The sequence below is a fragment of the Bradyrhizobium sp. HKCCYLS2038 genome (assembly GCF_051167655.1).
Classification (GTDB): domain Bacteria; phylum Pseudomonadota; class Alphaproteobacteria; order Rhizobiales; family Xanthobacteraceae; genus Bradyrhizobium.
The window spans coordinates 735,903-752,415 of sequence record NZ_JBNPTM010000004.1 but is presented as its reverse complement, the minus strand read 5'-3'; the positions used below and the strand labels follow the sequence as shown (position 1 = coordinate 752,415).

Here is a 16,513-nt window from a genome sequence, read left to right as displayed (position 1 = left end):
CTCACTTGCGCGGGATGTGTTACCATTTTCGAGTCGACTACTGACGTGGCGACCAAGAACGTTCCAACACGTTCCGATAAGTAAGACGCAGCCACACGAGCTGCTCATGGGAGTGAAGCGATGACATCGGCTTTCCACCGAAGCATTCTTGCGCTTGCAACAATCAGTCTTCTCGCCGGCACCAGCATTGCCGGCGCGCAGCAGCAGCCCGACCAGGGCAAGGGCTTGAAGAAATACGAGTCCGGCACCAAGGAGTTCTGGACGCATCCGCCGGACGACTGGTTCCTCGGCGACGAGACCGAGGCGCAGAAGGGATTAGCGCCGCCCTCGGGTCCGCCGACCGGCGCATCCGACGCCGAGCTCGCCAAGATCGTCAAGCAGGTGAAGCTGCCGGACGGCTTCAAGATGGAAGTCTGGGCGTCGGGCGTGCTCGCCGCGCGGCAGATGGCGTGGGGCGACAAGGGCACGCTGTTCGTCGGCTCGTTCGGGCTCGGCAACGTCTATGCCATCACCGACAAGGGCGGCAAGCGCGAGGTCAAGACGGTTCTCAAGGGCCTGAACATGCCGACCGGCCTGGCCTTCCAGGACGGCAATCTCTACGTCATCGCCGTCGACAAGCTGATCAAATATGAGAATGCCGAGGCCAATGTCGACAATCTCGGCCAGGGCAAGGTGGTGTATGACGACATGCCGTCCTATGCCGCGCATGGCTGGAAGTATATCGCGGTCGACAAGGAGGGTTGGTTCTACCTGCCGTTCGGCCCGCCCTTCAACATCGGCATCCCGCCGACGTCGGTGTCGCAGATCCGCCGCGTCGATCCGCGCACCGGCAATGCCGAGATCTATGCGCTCGGCGTGCGCAACAGCGTCGGCGGCGACGTCGATCCGCGGACCGGCAAATACTGGTTCACCGAAAATGCGCGCGACTGGGTCAGCGACGATCTGCCGAGCGACAAGCTCAACATGATCTCGAAGATGGGCGAGCATTTCGGCTATCCCTATTGTCACCAGGGTGACCTGCCGGATCCGAAATTCGCGATGGGCCACAAATGCTCGGAGTTCACGCCGCCGGTGCTGAACCTCGGTGCCCACGTCGCGCCGCTCGGCATGAAGTTCTACACCGGCGACCAGTTCCCGGCAGAGTACAAGAACAACATCCTGATCGCCGAGCACGGCTCCTGGAACCGTCACAAGTACCAGGGCGCGCGGATCATGCGCGTCATCGTCGGCCCCGACGGCAAGGATGCCAAGCAGGAGGTGTTCGCTTCCGGTTTCATCGAGGGCGACCAGGGCTACCTCGGCCGTCCCGATGACATCATCCTCGCCAAGGACGGCTCGATCCTGGTGGCGGACGACTGGGCCGGTGCGATCTATCGCATCAGCTACGAGAAGAAGTGAGCCTTTGACCATCGGGGCTGCGCGCTGCCATTCTGGCGGCCGCAGCCCCAACTATTTTGAACGCAGCGCGTTGTTCCCATGTGCGGACGCGCGAGACGGCATCGCCGTGGTGCGGCCGCGGTGATACGGGGAGGATAAGACATGCGTCATGGAGTTGCCGGTCTGCTCGCGCTCGCACTGTTGAGCTGTCCGGCTGACGCGGCGGATATCGCAGCCGGCAAGGCGAAGGCGGAGCTCTGCATCGGCTGTCACGGCGAGAACGGCATCTCGCAGACCGAGAACATCCCCTCGCTCGCCGGCCAGCAGGATCAGTTCATCCAGTGGCAGCTGGTGTTCTTCCGCGCCGGCACGCGCAAGAACGAGGCGATGAAGCCGATCATCGAGCAATTGAACAACGAGGACATCCGCAACCTCGGCGCCTATTTCGCCTCGCTGCAGCCGGCGAAGCCGCCGCAGGACGACGATCCCGAACTGTCGAAGAAGGGCGCCGAAGCCGCGGCCGGACGGCGCTGCGCCTCATGCCATCTCGACAGCTACGCCGGCACCAAGGGCGTGGCGCGCGTTGCCGGTCAGCGCGAGGAATATCTCGTCAAGGCGCTGCACGACTACAAGAGCGGCCAGCGCGTCGGCGGCAGCCAGGCCGCGATGACGGATGTGGCGTATCCGCTGTCAGCCGAGGAGATCACCGCGCTGGCGCATTATCTGGCGCATTTGTAGTTCACGATCAGCTTCTACAACAGGTGTCGTCCCGGACAAGTCCGCCGACGCAACGCGGCGACGGACGCCGATCCGGAACCCATACCGCGGAATCTATCGAGGGACTTCGCTGACAGTTACCTGCCTCACCACGGCCGCAGAGTATGGGTCCCGGCTCAAAGCCGGGACGACGGCGGAACGTGTGGCGGGGACCTTGCCTCACTACGTCTATTTGCCCCTTTGCGCCTCGTACACCTTCAGCTGCGTGTAGGCGATGCGCAGCCGCGGCACTGGGACCTTGGCGGCGTCGGCGCGGGCGACGAGGTCGCCGATGACGTGATCGGCTTCGACCGGCAGGCCGGCGCGGAGATCGCGGAACATCGAGGCGGTCATCGGTGATCCCTCGGCGGTCAGCATGCCGGAGACGCGCTGGAAGAACGCGCCGGCCGGCGCGTAGCCGGCGGCCGCGGCGGTGGCGCTGCACTCGTCGAGCATGCCGAGCAGGAAATCCTTGCCGCCGGGTGCGCTCAGGATCACGCCGACCGGCGCGCGCATCAACGTTGTCGACGCGGCGAGCGAGGACAGGAACACCCACTTCTCCCACATGTCCTGCATGACGTGGTCGCTGGCGGCGGCGTTGAAATTGCCGCGCTGGAAGATCTCGGAAATCGCACGGACGCGGTCGGACGATCCGCCGCCGCGCTCGCCGAAGCCGAGCGACTGCATCGGCTGCAGATGCACCACCTCGCGCCGCTCGTTCAAGGTTGCCGCGATCGCGCAGAGGCCGCCGAGCACGCGCTCGCGCCCGAACCTGGCATCGAGGATGTCGAGATGCTTCATGCCGTTGAGCAGCGGCATGATCGCGGTATCGGGGCCGACGGCCGGCGCGAACGAGCTGATCGCGTCGTCCAGGTCGTAGGCCTTGCAGCTCAGCAGGACGAGGTCGAAATACTGCTTCAGGGCATCGGCCTGCACCGTCGGAGGATTTGGCAGCGTGACGTCGCCGCCGGGGCTGCGGATCACGAGTCCCGCACTGGCGAGCTCCGCCGCGCGCCGCGGGCGAACCAGGAAGGTGACATCGGCACCGGACTGCAGCAGCCGGCCGCCGAAATAGCCGCCGATGGCGCCGGCGCCGACGACGAGAATGCGCATGGGGGTCTCTCCGTTAGCAGGGCCGCATCATGCCCAGGCGAATACCGAATGGCGAGTAGCGAATGGGGATGGCGACCATTCCCTATTCGCTACTCACTATTCGCCATTCGCACCCTACCATTTTTCGCCGAACGGCCTGATCTCCATCTCGAACGTCCAGGCGCTCTTCGGCTGCTGGTAGAGCTGCCAATAGGCCCCGGCGACCGAGGCCGGCGGCATCAGGAGGTCGGGGTTGTCCAGTGCCTCCTTGCCCCAGAGCTGGGCGCGGCGCTCGCGCACCCAGGCGGTGTCGACGCCGGAATCGATGATCAGATGGGCGACGTGGATGTTCTGCGGCATCAGCTCGCGCGCCATCGACTGCGCCACGGCGCGCAAGCCGAACTTGGCGGAGGCGAATGCCGCGAAACCGGAGCCGCCGCGCAGCGATGCCGTGGCGCCGGTGAAGAAGATCTTGCCGCCGCCGCGCGGCAGCATCAGCCGGGCGGCCTCGCGCCCGGTGACGAAGCCGGCCCAGCAGGCCATCTCCCAGACCTTGCGGAACACGCGGTCGGTGGTCTCCAGGATCGGGAAATTGACGTTGGCGCCGACGTTGAAGATCACGACCTCGAGCGGCGCGTGCTTGTCGGCCTCGTTGAGGAAAGCGGTGGTCTCGTCCTCCTTGCGCGCATCCAGCGAGCGCGCCACGATCCGGCCGCCGGCCGCCTCGACCTCCGCCACCAGCGGTGCGAGCTTGTCGCCGTTGCGCCGGCCGGCAAACACCGTGAAGCCTTCGGAGGCGAACTTCTTGACGATCTCGGCGCCGATGAAGTCGCCGGCGCCGATCACGGCGACAGTGGCGTTGCGCTGTTGCATGCGTTGTCTCCATTCTCACTCGTCGTCATTGCGAGGGAAGCGACGCAATCCAGAGTCTTTGCGTGGCCCTGGATCGCTTCGCTGCGCTCGCGATGACTGAGATCATCTTCCGAGGATGTAGTCCTCGACGTCGCGCAGTTGCTCCTTGCCGAAGAACATCTCGTTGCCGACGAAGAAGGTCGGCGAGCCGAACGCGCCGCGCTCGACGGCGCGCTGCGTATTCTCGACCAGCTTGGCCTTCACCTCGGGCTCCTGGGCGCGCGCGAACAGTTTTGCGCCGTCGAGCCCCGACGACGTGATCGCAGCGACCGCGATCTCCGGATCATCCATCTTCTTCGGCTCCCGCCACATGTGGTGGAAGGCGGCGTCGACATACTGCTCGAACACGCCCTCGAGCTGGGCCGCAATCGCCGCGCGCATCAGGTTCAGCGTGTTGACCGGGAAGTTCGGGTTCCAGACCCAGGGCTGCACATGGTAGCGCTTGAGAAAGCGCTGGGTCTCGACCTCGTGAAACTCGCGCTTGTTCTTGATGCCGGCGAGCGACTCGGCCGGCGACTTGTTGTTGGTCGCCTTGAAGATCCCGCCGAGCAGCACGGGCACATAGAAGAACTGGACGCCGATGCGCTGGACGATCGCCGGGATCGCCTCATGGCTGAGGAACGCGTTTGGACTGCCGAAGTCGAACAGGAACTCTGGTGCGGGTCGGCTCATGGCGGTCTCCTCGGCGGTTTGTCGTATTGTGGTCCAGCGTCGCGGCTGCGTCCAGAGCTTTATGATGACCATCATATTGCGGCAGGCGGCGTGAAAACGCCCGACGCCTCAGATCATCCGTTGCACCGTGCGCTTGCGCCAGACCAGCAGATAGAAACTCATTTGCAGCAGCGCCATGGCGGCGAACGTGATCGGATAGGCGAGCCAGACGCCGTCGAGCCCGATGCTGCGGCTGAGCCAGGTCGCCGCGGGCACCTCGATCAAGGCGATGCAGAACGCCGAGATCGCCAGCGGCATCCACACCGTACCCGAGGCGCGCATCGCCGCCGAGAACGTGGTCGACATGCCGAACAGCACCGAGCTCCACAGCACGATGTGCAGCGAGCGCTGCGCGACCTCGATCACCGCGGGATCGGTGATGAAGAACCCCATCAAGGTGCGCGAGAACAGATAGCCGATCGTAACTAGGCTGCCGGTCAGCAGCACGTTCATCTCGATGCCGGTGCGCACGATGCGGCCGATCTGCTGCGGCGTGCCGCGGCCGATCGCCTGGGCGCCGAAGATCGAGACCGAGATCGCGATCGACAGCGCCGGGAATTGCACGTAGCCGAGCACCTGGTTGACCGCACCGTAGGCCGCGGTGGCGTCCGAGCCGAAGCCGTTGACGAGCCCGATCAGAACCATCTCGGCCAATGACATCACGATCATGCCGATGGCGGCGGGAATGCCGAGCCGCAGCACGATGCGCAGCAGCTTTGGATCGGGCCGCATGCCCCTGACGAACGCCGCATCGATGGACAGCGGATGCTTGCGCCGCCGCAAATAGATGTGAAGCAGCGACAGGGTGATCAGGGTGGAGATCGCGGAGGCCCACGCCGCGCTGGCGACGCCAAGACACGGCATGCCGAACCAGCCGCGGATCAGCGCCGGCGTCAGCACCAGGCCGAGCGAGGTCGACGCGGCAAGTGCGGCGAGCGGCGTCACGGTGTCGCCGACGGCGCGCATCTGCGACGACAGCAGGATGTAGGCGAAGGTCAGCGGCATCGTCAGCATCATGATGCGGGCATAGCCTGCGGCCGCGTCGAGGATGTTGGGCGGCGTGGCGAGCGCGCTGAGCAATTCGCGGCTGAACAGGCCGCCGAGCGCGATCAGGCCGGCGAGCAGCAGGGTGATGGTCAGTGTCGTGCCGGCGATCGCCTTCACCTTCGCCGGCTCCTTGGCGCCCCAGGCCTGTCCGATCAGCACGCTCGCGCCGGAGCCGAGACCCATCACGAAGGAGATGAAGAAGAACATCGCCGGGAAGAACACCGAGACGGCGGCGAGCGCCTCGACGCCGATCATCTGGCCGAGATAGACGTTGTTGATGGTGCCGAACAGCGCCTGCAGGATGTTGCTCAGCATCATCGGTGCGAGAAATATCAGGAACGGCTTGCGAAGCGGAGCGGGAGTCGACACGGCAGGATTCCGTTCGCCGCTCTCGGATCGAGATGGCGGCGCGTGTTGAAAGGGATGGGACGGGAGCGCCTCTAAATGGCTCTCCCGCCGGCTCATCGAAACAGGACAGATCAGTCGGCGCGGTGGCGAAAAGCGAGCGCCGTCACATGGTCGCGGATGTCGGCGGGCCAGTCTACGATCAACGCCGTGACGCGTTCGAGATCGTCGGCGAACAGCGCCCGTGCCGCCTCCTCGAAGTTTCGCAGATTGCCGCCCATCGTCGACATGAAATGATAGGCGGCATCCCGCGCCTCGCGGGCGCGGTCCTTGTCGCCGCTGGCGCGGCGGGCCTCATGGACCAGCTTGCGCAGCGCGACCGAAGCGCCGCCGGGTTGCGCGCCGAGCCACTCCCAATGCTCCGGCAGCAGCGTCACCTCGCGCGCGACGACGCCGAGCCGGGGCCGGCCACGGCCACGCGGCTCACTGGGCGCGGGCTCTGCTGTTGTCGCAGGGCTTCCAGCAAGCCTGGCCAAGACCTCCCGGTCGCTGCCGCGCAGATCGAGGTCGATCGGCCGCCCGGTGCGATCGCTGAAGATGATGACCGGCGCCGGGCTTGCCGGCGCGTGCTTGAGCGCCAGTGCGACCTTCGGCAGCGCTCCTGCTGCGATTCGCTCATGGCCAGCGAAAGCGGTGTAGGTATCCATGTCCATCTGCCCCAACTTTTGCGGCTCATAAACTCCGGATAAAAATCATTGTCAATATTATCCGGGTAAATTTATCGCCCCTTGGAAGGCATCTCCTTACCTCGCAGAACCCCTTCCGTCCTGCTACGGAACAGCGCCCGCCCATTTGATCCGCCTTCCGGGGACTTCATGCTCACCGTTCACCACCTCAACAATTCCCGCTCGCAACGCGTGCTCTGGCTGCTTGAAGAGCTCGGCGTGCCCTACGAGATCATCCGCTACGAGCGCCAGCCGGACATGCGCGCGCCGAAGGAGCTGCGGGCCATCCACCCGCTCGGCAAGTCACCGGTCATCACCGACAACGGCAACACGGTCGCGGAATCCGGCGCCATCGTCGAATATCTGGTCGAGACCTACGGCAACGGCCGCCTGGTCCCGCCGCCGAAGACGCCGGAGCGGCTGCGCTATTCTTATTGGCTGCACTACGCCGAGGGCTCGGCGATGCCGCTGCTGCTGCTCAAGCTGCTGTTCAACATCATGCCGAAGCGGGCGCCGGCGCTGCTGCGTCCGATCGTGCGCAAGGTGTCGAACCAGGCGCTGACATCCCTGGTCAATCCGCAGCTCAAGCAGCACATGGCGTTCTGGGAGAGCGAGCTGCAGAAGAGCGACTGGTTCGCCGGCAATGAGTTCACCGCCGCCGACATCCAGATGAGCTTCCCGCTGCAAGCCGCGGCGGCGCGCGGCGGCCTCGAGCAGGGCCATCCGCGCGCGATGGACTGGCTCGCGCGCATCGAATCGCGGCCGGCCTACAAGATCGCGCTGGAGAAGGGCGGGCCGTACGAGATCGGTCGCTGAGCGCTATTTGGCGGCGGTGGCCGGCGATCCGGTCGCCGCGATCACCTCGCGCACCAGCCGCGCGACGCCCTTGATGTCGCCGTCCGGATCGATCGCATCGCCGAGCCGGACCACCACCAAGCGTTGGCTCGGCATGATGACGAGCCGCTGGCCGAGCAGGCCGAAAGCGAAGAACGCATCCGCCGGGATGCCGGCGCGCGCACGGCCGAGAGCGTGCACATGCTGGCTGCGGTTGGTCCACAGGCCCGCGCCATAGTCGGTGTCGAGCGTCGCCGTCGCCGACATCGCCACCCAGCCTTCGGGCAGGATGCGCGTGCCGCCGACCACGCCGTCGCCGAGATAGAGCAGTCCGAACTTGGCCCAGTCGCGCGCGCTCGCCAGCATGTTGGCGTGGCCCTGCATCGTGCCGGTGCCGTCATACTGCAGCGTCGCGCTGCGCATGCCGAGCGGATTGAACAGCTCGCGCCAGGCAAGCTCGATGGCTTGCTCCGGCCCGCCGGCAGCGTCGCGGATGATGCGCGCCAGGATCTGGGTGGTCGCGCTGGAATAGGCCCAGCGCTGCCCGGGCGGTGCCAGCAGCGGCGCATGCACCGCGAACGCCGCCATGTCGCGATGAATGTCCATCTGGCTCGATGCATCGAAGCCAGAATTGGTCTCGTCCAGCGCCAGGCCCGATGTCATGCGCATCAGCTGCTCGATCGTGATGTCGTGGCGCGGATCTCCCGCCTCGCGCCATTCCGCCACGGGGGCCGGGTTCGACGGGCTGATCTTGCCTTGTCGCGTCAGGATGCCGAGCAGGGCATTGGTCACGCTCTTGGTCATCGAGAAGCCGATCAGCGGCGTGTCGACGCCGATGCTGGGCGCATAGCGTTCCGCGATCAGGCGTCCGTCCTTGACGACGACGACCGCCTTGGTGCGCCGGAACGGCGGAGCGGCCGGCTCCTCGAACGCGTGATCGAGTGCGGCCTTGAGCGCAGCATCGCCAGGCTCCACAGCAGCGCCCTCGGGAAAGTCGGGCAAGGCCGGCGCCGGTCCTGCCGCACGCAACGCGGCGACGTCGCTGTGCGGCACGTAAGGCGGCTTCTGGCCTTGCAGCGCCACGCAGCCGAGTCCGTCATGGAACGTCGCCCGGGTCGCATGGAGGCCAAGCAGCGAGGCCTCCACCATGCGCATATCGGTCTCGACGCGGTAGCGCATCACGGCGCGCAGGCGGCGCAGCCCTGGACGTTCCATCGTCTCCGCGAACACCGTCTGCGGCTCGAGGCCGGAGACAAAGGTTTTGGCGCAGATCATCTCGGCCACGGCGGTGGTCGCTGCGCGCAATGCCCGGTCGGGCCGATAGGTGAGCCCGCCCGCGACCAGCAGACCGGCGAACACCAGGAGGCCGACAAATAATCTTCGCAAGTTCACCAGAACGCCTGAAATCGTCTTGCGGGCAAGCCACGCGGCGCCCTCTGATCCCTTCTAACGCGGCTTCAGTACCTCGCCAACGGAGCGACGTGGCGGAACGCGCACGCCGGGCGGCGGCAAATCGTCATCCTGGCAGTCGGGAACGGATCGGGCGGACGCCTAGCGTCCGGCCGCGGTTGATCCCTTGCTGCGCGGATCGGGCGCGCCGACCAGGCCGTCGGCCGTCACCAGGATCGAATTGGCCGAGGTGCGTCCCATCGGCTCGTCGATCTTGTGACCTCGCGCCCGCAGATCGGCGAGGACACGGTCGGCAAAGCCCTTCTCGACCCGCACTTCGTCGGGCATCCATTGATGGTGCAGGCGGGGAGCGCTGACCGCGTCGCGGACGTCCATGTGATAGTCGATCACGTTCACGATCACCTGCAGCACGGTCGAGATGATCCGGCTGCCGCCGGGCGAGCCTGTCACCAGCACCGGCTTGCCGTCCTGCAGCACGATGGTCGGCGACATCGACGACAGCGGCCGCTTACCGGGGCCCGGCAGATTGGCCTCGAAGCCGACCAGGCCGAAGGCGTTGGACGCGCCGGGCGCCGCGGTGAAATCGTCGAGCTCGTTGTTGAGCAGCACGCCGGTGCCTTCGGCGACCAGACCGACGCCATAGGGAAAGTTCAGCGTGTAGGTGTTGCTGACGGCATTGCCGTCATTGTCGATCACCGAGAAATGCGTGGTGTTGCTGCCCTCGCGCAGCGGCTTGATGTTGAGGACATCGCCGGCACTGGTGGCGCGCGCGGGATCGATGCCCTCGCGCTGGCGCGCGGCGTAGTCCTTCGCCAGCATCGCCCGGACAGGTGCGTCGACGAAGGCGGGATCGCCGAGATAGCGGGCGCGGTCGGCATAGGCGCGCTTCATCGCCTCGATCAGCAGGTGCAGCGAGGCCGGCGAGCCCTGCTTGAGGTCGGCCAGCTGAAAGCCTTCGAGGATGTTCAGCATCTCGACCAGAACGGTTCCACCCGAGGACGGCAGCGGCATCGAGACGATGTCGTAGCCGCGATAGGTGCCGCGCACCGGGCTGCGCAGCACCGGCTGATAGGATTTCAGGTCGGCCGCCGTCATGATGCCGCCCGCAGCCTGGATCGCCTTCGCGAGCCGCTCGGCGACCGGCCCTTCGTAGAATCCGCGCGGCCCCTGCTCGGCAACGGCAGTGAGCGTCGCGGCGAGGTCGCGCTGCACCAGCCGGTCGCCCTCCTTCAGCGCCGTGCCGTCCGGCCGCATGAAGATTGCCGCGGATGATGGCCATTTCGCCAGCCGCGGCGCCATCATCGGCAGCGTGAACGCAACATCGTCGGCGACCGGGATGCCGTCGCGCGCCAGCACGATTGCGGGATGCAGTAGCTGCGCCAGGCTGAACTTGCCCGAGCCGTATTTCTCCAGCGCCAGCGCGAGGCCGGCCACCGAGCCGGGCACGCCGATCGCGAGCGCCGAGTCGCGCGACTTGGTGATATCAGGCTTGCCGTCGGCGCCGAGGAAGATGTCGCGCGTCATCGCGGCAGGACCGGTCTCGCGATAGTCGATCGCAACGTCCTCGTTGCTCTTGGCGAGGTGAATCACCATGAAACCGCCGCCGCCGATATTGCCGGCGACGGGGTAGGTGACGGCCATCGCAAAGCCGGTGGCGACGGCAGCATCGACCGCATTGCCGCCGAGCGCGAGGATGCGCTGGCCGACCTCCGCCGCGATCCGTTCCTGCGCCACGACCATACCATGCGCGGGCGGCTGTGCCGGCGCGGTGACGTTGGGCGGCTGGGGGATGTCGCCGGCTCCGGGGTCGAACGCCCACGCCGGCCGGCCCGCCAGCAACACGACGAAACCTGCGAACAGCGCGAATCCGGACAGGAGTCGCTTTCGATCAATCGTGAACCTGGCCATCGCGATTCCGCCGTTGCTGACATCCGCTGGGGATCGTCAGATGTTATAGGGCCTCATCGCCGGCGTAAAACCGCGACACCGTGATCCCTGAGGATTTCCGCATGGCCGTCACCACGATTGAGACCTCCGACGCCGTCAACGGCCGAACCTATCCCGGTCGCGCAGCGGTCGTGAGCTGGATCTTCTTCGATTGGGCGGCGCAGCCCTATTTCACGCTGATCACGACCTTCGTCTTTGCTCCCTATTTCGCGGCGCATGTGGCGCCTGATGCCGCCAGTGGCCAGGCGCTGTGGGGTTTCGCGACTGCCGCAGCCGGCATGGTGATCGCGCTGCTGTCGCCGGTGTTCGGCGCCATCGCCGACGCCACCGGGCGACGCAAGCCATGGATTGCCGTGTTCGGCGGCATGCTGGTGATCGGCTCCGCGCTGATGTGGATCGGGCGTCCCGGCGCGCCCGAGCTGATCCCGCCGCTGCTCGCGGCCTATGTCATCGCCACCATCGGCGTCGAGTTCGCCACCGTGTTCAACAATGCGATGATGCCGACCCTGGTGCCGCCCGAGCGTATCGGCCGGCTGTCCGGCACCGGCTGGGCTACCGGCTATGTTGGCGGCATTCTGTCGCTAGTCATCGTGCTCGGCTTTCTCGCTGCCAATCCCGACACCGGCCGGACGCTGTTCGGCGTCACGCCGCTGTTCAGGCTCGATCCGGCGACGCATCAGGGCGACCGCATCTCCGGCCCGCTCACCGGCCTCTGGTTCATCCTGTTCGTGCTGCCGATGTTCCTGTTCACGCCGGATTTTCCGGCGCGGCACCGGCTCGGCGTGGCGGTGCGCGAAGGCCTCGGGCAGTTGAAGCAGACCTTGCGCAGCCTGCCGCAGCAGCGCGACGTCGCGCTGTTTCTCATCGCCAACATGATCTACACCGATGGCCTGGTCTCGCTGTTTGCATTCGGCGGCATCTACGCGGCGGGCACGTTCGGCTGGAACACGATCCAGATCGGCACCTTCGGCATCATCCTCGCTGCCGCCGGCACCTTCGGCGGCTGGCTCGGCGGCAAGCTCGACGACCGCCTCGGACCCAAGCGCGTGATCGCCGGCAGCATGAGCCTGCTGCTGCTCGCGATCATCGCGATCCTGCTGGTGAGCCGCGACTCGATCCTGTTCATTCCGGTGACATCAGCCGTTCCGGGCGGTCCGCTGTTCGCCTCGCTGCCGGAGCGCGCCTACCTGCTGCTCGGCTGCGTCATCGGCGCCTGCGGCGCGCCGCTGCAGGCGGCATCGCGCTCGCTGCTCATCCGAATGGTGCCAAAGGAGCGCGTCGCGCAGTATTTCGGTCTGTTCGCGCTGACCGGCAAGGTGACGTCGTTCATCGGTCCGCTGCTGATCGGCATCATCACTGCTGTCACCGCGAGCCAGAAGGCCGGCATGGCCGTGCTGGTGCTGTTCTTCGCGGCCGGGCTGGTGCTGCTGGCGCGGGTGAATTCAGACCGACGTGCGGGGCAGGGTGCGTGAAACTTGCTCCGCCGTCATTCCGGGGCGCCCGGAGGGCGAGCCCGGAATCCATACTCACGATCGTGGTTATGGATTCCGGGCCTGCGCCTTACGGCGCATCCCGGAATGACGGCGGAGGTTGTGGGCGCAATCAGTGCCGGAAATGCCGGACGCCGGTGAGCACCATGGCGATGCCGTGCTCGTCGGCGGCCTTGATGACCTCGTCGTCGCGCACCGATCCGCCCGGCTGAATGACCGCAGTCGCGCCGGCCTCGATGCAGGCGAGCATGCCGTCGGCGAACGGGAAGAACGCGTCGGACGCGACCACCGATCCCTTCGTCAGCGGCTCGGCGAGCTTGAGCTCGGCGGCGGCATCCAGCGCCTTGCGCGCAGCGATGCGCGCCGAATCGACCCGGCTCATCTGGCCCGCGCCGATGCCGACGGTCGCCGAATCCTTGGCGTAGACGATGGTGTTCGACTTCACGTGCTTGGCGACGCGGAAAGCGAAGCGCAGGTCGCGCAGCTCGGCCTCGGTCGGGGCGCGCTTGGTCACGACCTTCAGCGTCATGTCGTCGACGACGGCGTTGTCGCGGCTCTGCACCAGCAGGCCGCCAGCCACTGTTTTGGCGGTGAGGCCGGCCTCGCGCGGATCGGGCAGGTCGCCGGCGAGCAGCAGCCGCAGGTTCTTGCGGCCGGCGATGATCGCGATCGCCTCGTCGGTGGCGTCGGGCGCGATGATCACCTCGGTGAAGATGCCGGTGATGGCGCGCGCGGTGACCGCGTCGAGCTTGCGGTTCATCGCGATGATGCCGCCGAACGCCGAGGTGGAGTCGCAGGCCAGCGCCTTCTGATAGGCGGTGACGAGATCAGGCCCTTCGGCGACGCCGCAGGGGTTGGCGTGCTTGACGATGACGCAGGCGGCCGTGCGCGCCGGATCGAACTCGGCGATGCACTCATAGGCCGCGTCGGTGTCGTTGATGTTGTTGTAGGACAGTTCCTTGCCCTGCATCTGCCGCGCGGTGGCGACGCCGGGGCGGCGGCCGGGCAGCGCGTAGAACGCCGCGTGCTGATGCGGATTCTCGCCATAGCGCAGCGACTGAATCAGCTTGCCGCCGAACGCGCGGTAATCGGGCGCGTCGTTCTGGATGGTGGCGGCGAACCAGTTGGAGATCGCGGCGTCATAGGCGGCGGTGCGGGCATAGGCCTTCGCGGCGAGCCGGCGGCGCAGCAGCAGCGTGGTCGATCCATCGTGCCGCGCGAGGTCCTCGAGCACGGCCTCGTAGTCGTTGACGTCGACGACGACGGCGACATCGCCGTGGTTCTTCGACGCCGCGCGGATCATCGCCGGGCCGCCGATGTCGATGTTCTCGATGCAGTCGCTGAACGGCGCGCCGCGCTCGACGGTGGCCTCGAACGGATAGAGGTTGACGACGAGCAGGTCGATCGGCGCGATGCCGTGGGTCGTCATCGCCTCGGTGTGCTCGTCATTGCCGCGGATCGCGAGCAGGCCGCCATGCACCTTCGGATGCAGCGTCTTGACGCGGCCATCCATCATCTCGGGAAAGCCGGTGAGGTCGGAGACGTCCTTCACCTTCAAGCCGGCCTCGGCGATCGCCTTGGCGGTGCCGCCGGTGGAGATCAGTTCGACACCGCGCGCGGCGAGCGCCAGCGCGAAGTCGGCCAGGCGGGTCTTGTCGGACACGGAGAGCAGAGCACGACGGACGGGACGTAGCTGGTTGGTCATGGCAAAGAGTCCTGTTGCAGGAGTTCAATTTGCCCAGGCGCACGGCGGTCGATCCCGCGCTCCCCGATGGTGCTCCATCCAAAGTCGCCAGTCGCGCGAGAGCCGGGTGGATATCAGCTTTTCGCTGCGGCGACAACGGTAAGGGACATGTTCGTGAGGAAGGACAGGTCCGCAAGCTTGCGCGGTGCACCTCGCCCCGCTTGCGGGGAGAGGTCGGATTGCATCGCCAGATGCGATCCGGGTGAGGGGGTACAGGTCTCGCCGCGGACACCTCTCGCGCGGCTGCCCCTCACCCCGACCCTCTCCCCGCAAGAGCGGGGCGAGGGAGCGCGCTGCCCGCGCAGAGACAGCATGAGTCTCAAATCAGGATGAGCCGGCCCACCAATGCTGCTGTCACCTACAACGGCAGCTCCGGCTCTCGCCGCGCGTTCCTCCGCGCATTCGTTTCGCTCGGGGAGGTCGACGAGCGCACGAAGCTCCAGCGGATCGAGGGGGCCTGTTGGGCGTCCTGGCGGATGACCAGCTGGGTGGTGCGGCGCGGGCCGTCATTGCCGGCGAGGAATACGCTGTCCTCCAGCTCGACAAGGTCGTCGGCCGTCTCGAACGTCCAGACCTCACGATTGGGCAGCACCAGCATCGCGCCGCGGCCGTCGCTGAGCCGGCTGGCCTTGACCGCCGGATGCAGATGGAAGCGCAGCGTGTAGTCGGAGCCGGTGCCGCGCAGCCGCGCGCCCTGCGCCGGGGTCACGGTGTCCTCGCCGTCGAGACGCGAGCCGTCATTGGCGGCGACCAGCACGCGGCGATGGATCAGGCCGAACTTCGCCGCGTAGCCGTTATGCGAGGTCGACAGCACGGTGCCGTCGGGCACGGTCTCGCGGAAATTCTCGACGCGGGTCGGGCCCGACACGATCGGCGCGCCGTGCAGCAGGCGCTTCATCGCCGACATCTCGACGAAGGTGCAGCATGAGGTGTTGTGATAGGTCAGCGTCGAATGCGCGACCGTTGATCGCGCGAAGGTCCGCCAATTGTCGCGGCCGGTGGACGGCATGCCGCAATTGATCACGATGCGGCACGCCCCGGAGGACAGCTCGAACGCCAGGCAGCCGGCATGCGCCTCGTGGCTGAGATGCGGCGGCGGCGGCGGGCCGGTGTCGACGATCACGGTCATCGCGCCGGCATCCAGGCGCTGGAAGCCGGAATGCGGCATGTTCGCCATCGGCGTGCCGTAGGTGTCGTCATAGGCGAGCAGCGTCGCCAGCAGGTCGGACGGCGTGCCGCCCATGCCGTTGAACAGCGCCATGTTGCCGTCGCCGTGGCGGAAGAAGCGCAGCATCGGCATCATGCGGTCGATGGCGTTGAGCAGCGCCGGCGGCGGCGCGATGTTGCGCGCGGCGAAGGTCTGGCGCAGCGGCAGCAGGTCGATCAGGAGTTCGATCAGCGCGCCGGGATTGCGCGAGACGTGGCCGCCGTCGGGCAGGATCTGGCGCTGTAGCTCGTCGGAGAGTTTCCGGCTGGCGCTGCGGACGTGCTTGGACTGATTGGCGAGGCACAGCGCGGCGTAGCACAGCGCGATCAGCACCTGCAGCCGCGGCACCCCATCCGGAATGTCGATGGTCGAATAGCGCAGATAGCGGATTTCACGGCTTAGCCCGCGCAGATAGCGCCGGTAGAACTTGCCGTCGGAATCCGCCAGCACCAGCGGCGCCTGCGACAGCAGCGAGATCACGCGGCGCGCCAGCACGTCGGCGCGGCGGCTCAGCGGATGCCGCCCGATCTGGTTGGTGATCCAGTCCTCGACCAGCGCACGGGCATTGGCGCGGGTCAGCGCGGTGTCGGCTGCGCGAAGATGCCGCAGCCAGCCGAAGCCGAGCAGGGCGACCTCCCAGTCCTCTGACGGCGGCTCGAGGTCGAAGATCGAGCGGCCGTGGCAGGTCACGATCTTGCCGGCGAACACGAAGCGGCCGGCATAGATCTCCGCCGCCCGGGTGGCGTCCGACGTGCGCAGGTCGTGCGGGGCGATGATCAGCCGATCGGCGCGTCCCGGCCACAATCCGGACACCGATACCGACGCCCCGCCGACATGCGAGATCAGGCTCCGCGCGAAGCGGCCTGCTACCAGCGTCGATATGCGTCTGCGTTGAGCGGCGGACACGCCAAGCCTT

General features: G+C 66.8%; 13 protein-coding genes and 1 riboswitch. Of the genes, 4 read left to right on the top strand and 9 right to left on the bottom strand.

Annotation, left to right across the window (positions count from 1 at the left end):
• Window positions 1–120 precede the first annotated feature (120 nt).
• Together ACQR1I_RS21370 and ACQR1I_RS21365 are read left to right on the top strand one after the other, a co-directional pair.
• Complete coding sequence (locus ACQR1I_RS21370) at window positions 121–1,398, top strand: PQQ-dependent sugar dehydrogenase (protein WP_434866513.1); 1,278 nt, start codon at window positions 121–123, stop codon at window positions 1,396–1,398.
• Between the two features lie 141 nt (window positions 1,399–1,539).
• Window positions 1,540–2,115: a c-type cytochrome gene (locus ACQR1I_RS21365; protein ID WP_434866512.1), complete on the top strand. Its 576-nt coding sequence runs from the start codon at window positions 1,540–1,542 to the stop codon at window positions 2,113–2,115.
• A 207-nt stretch (window positions 2,116–2,322) separates the two neighbouring features.
• Here the strand turns inward: ACQR1I_RS21365 and panE are convergent, their stop codons facing one another.
• The 5 genes from panE to ACQR1I_RS21340 form a co-directional block, all read right to left on the bottom strand.
• Window positions 2,323–3,246, bottom strand: coding sequence for a 2-dehydropantoate 2-reductase (panE, locus tag ACQR1I_RS21360; protein ID WP_434866511.1), 924 nt, complete (start codon window positions 3,244–3,246; stop codon window positions 2,323–2,325).
• Between the two features lie 114 nt (window positions 3,247–3,360).
• On the bottom strand, window positions 3,361–4,098 hold the full coding sequence (locus ACQR1I_RS21355; RefSeq protein WP_434866510.1) for an SDR family oxidoreductase: 738 nt from the start codon (window positions 4,096–4,098) through the stop codon (window positions 3,361–3,363).
• A gap of 102 nt (window positions 4,099–4,200) precedes the next feature.
• On the bottom strand, window positions 4,201–4,809 hold the full coding sequence (locus ACQR1I_RS21350; protein ID WP_434866509.1) for a 2-hydroxychromene-2-carboxylate isomerase: 609 nt from the start codon (window positions 4,807–4,809) through the stop codon (window positions 4,201–4,203).
• A gap of 108 nt (window positions 4,810–4,917) precedes the next feature.
• The gene (locus ACQR1I_RS21345) at window positions 4,918–6,264 is read right to left on the bottom strand and encodes an MATE family efflux transporter (RefSeq protein ID WP_434866508.1); all 1,347 of its coding nucleotides are present in this window, start codon (window positions 6,262–6,264) and stop codon (window positions 4,918–4,920) included.
• Window positions 6,265–6,374: 110 nt separating this feature from the next.
• Window positions 6,375–6,947, bottom strand: a complete 573-nt coding sequence (locus ACQR1I_RS21340) for a DUF2239 family protein (protein ID WP_434866507.1) — start codon at window positions 6,945–6,947, stop codon at window positions 6,375–6,377.
• Window positions 6,948–7,115: 168 nt separating this feature from the next.
• Here ACQR1I_RS21340 and ACQR1I_RS21335 point away from each other — a divergent pair, with 168 nt between their 5' ends.
• Entirely contained in the window at window positions 7,116–7,781 is a 666-nt protein-coding gene (locus ACQR1I_RS21335; protein WP_434866506.1) for a glutathione S-transferase family protein, read from the top strand.
• A gap of 3 nt (window positions 7,782–7,784) precedes the next feature.
• Here the strand turns inward: ACQR1I_RS21335 and ACQR1I_RS21330 are convergent, their stop codons facing one another.
• A complete protein-coding gene (locus ACQR1I_RS21330) occupies window positions 7,785–9,191 on the bottom strand; it encodes a serine hydrolase domain-containing protein (protein WP_434866505.1) in 1,407 nt (468 codons plus the stop codon).
• A 159-nt stretch (window positions 9,192–9,350) separates the two neighbouring features.
• The gene (gene ggt / locus ACQR1I_RS21325; protein WP_434866504.1) at window positions 9,351–11,117 is read right to left on the bottom strand and encodes a gamma-glutamyltransferase; all 1,767 of its coding nucleotides are present in this window, start codon (window positions 11,115–11,117) and stop codon (window positions 9,351–9,353) included.
• Between the two features lie 101 nt (window positions 11,118–11,218).
• On the opposite strand from ggt, the gene ACQR1I_RS21320 reads away from it, so the two are divergent.
• Window positions 11,219–12,628: an MFS transporter gene (locus tag ACQR1I_RS21320; RefSeq protein WP_434866503.1), complete on the top strand. Its 1,410-nt coding sequence runs from the start codon at window positions 11,219–11,221 to the stop codon at window positions 12,626–12,628.
• A 130-nt stretch (window positions 12,629–12,758) separates the two neighbouring features.
• Here the strand turns inward: ACQR1I_RS21320 and purH are convergent, their stop codons facing one another.
• Both purH and ACQR1I_RS21310 read right to left on the bottom strand, forming a co-directional pair.
• Entirely contained in the window at window positions 12,759–14,351 is a 1,593-nt protein-coding gene (purH, locus tag ACQR1I_RS21315) for a bifunctional phosphoribosylaminoimidazolecarboxamide formyltransferase/IMP cyclohydrolase (RefSeq protein WP_434866502.1), read from the bottom strand.
• A 24-nt stretch (window positions 14,352–14,375) separates the two neighbouring features.
• Window positions 14,376–14,456: riboswitch (ZMP/ZTP riboswitch) on the bottom strand.
• A 292-nt stretch (window positions 14,457–14,748) separates the two neighbouring features.
• A complete protein-coding gene (locus ACQR1I_RS21310; RefSeq protein ID WP_434866654.1) occupies window positions 14,749–16,440 on the bottom strand; it encodes a heparinase II/III family protein in 1,692 nt (563 codons plus the stop codon).
• Window positions 16,441–16,513: the final 73 nt, after the last annotated feature.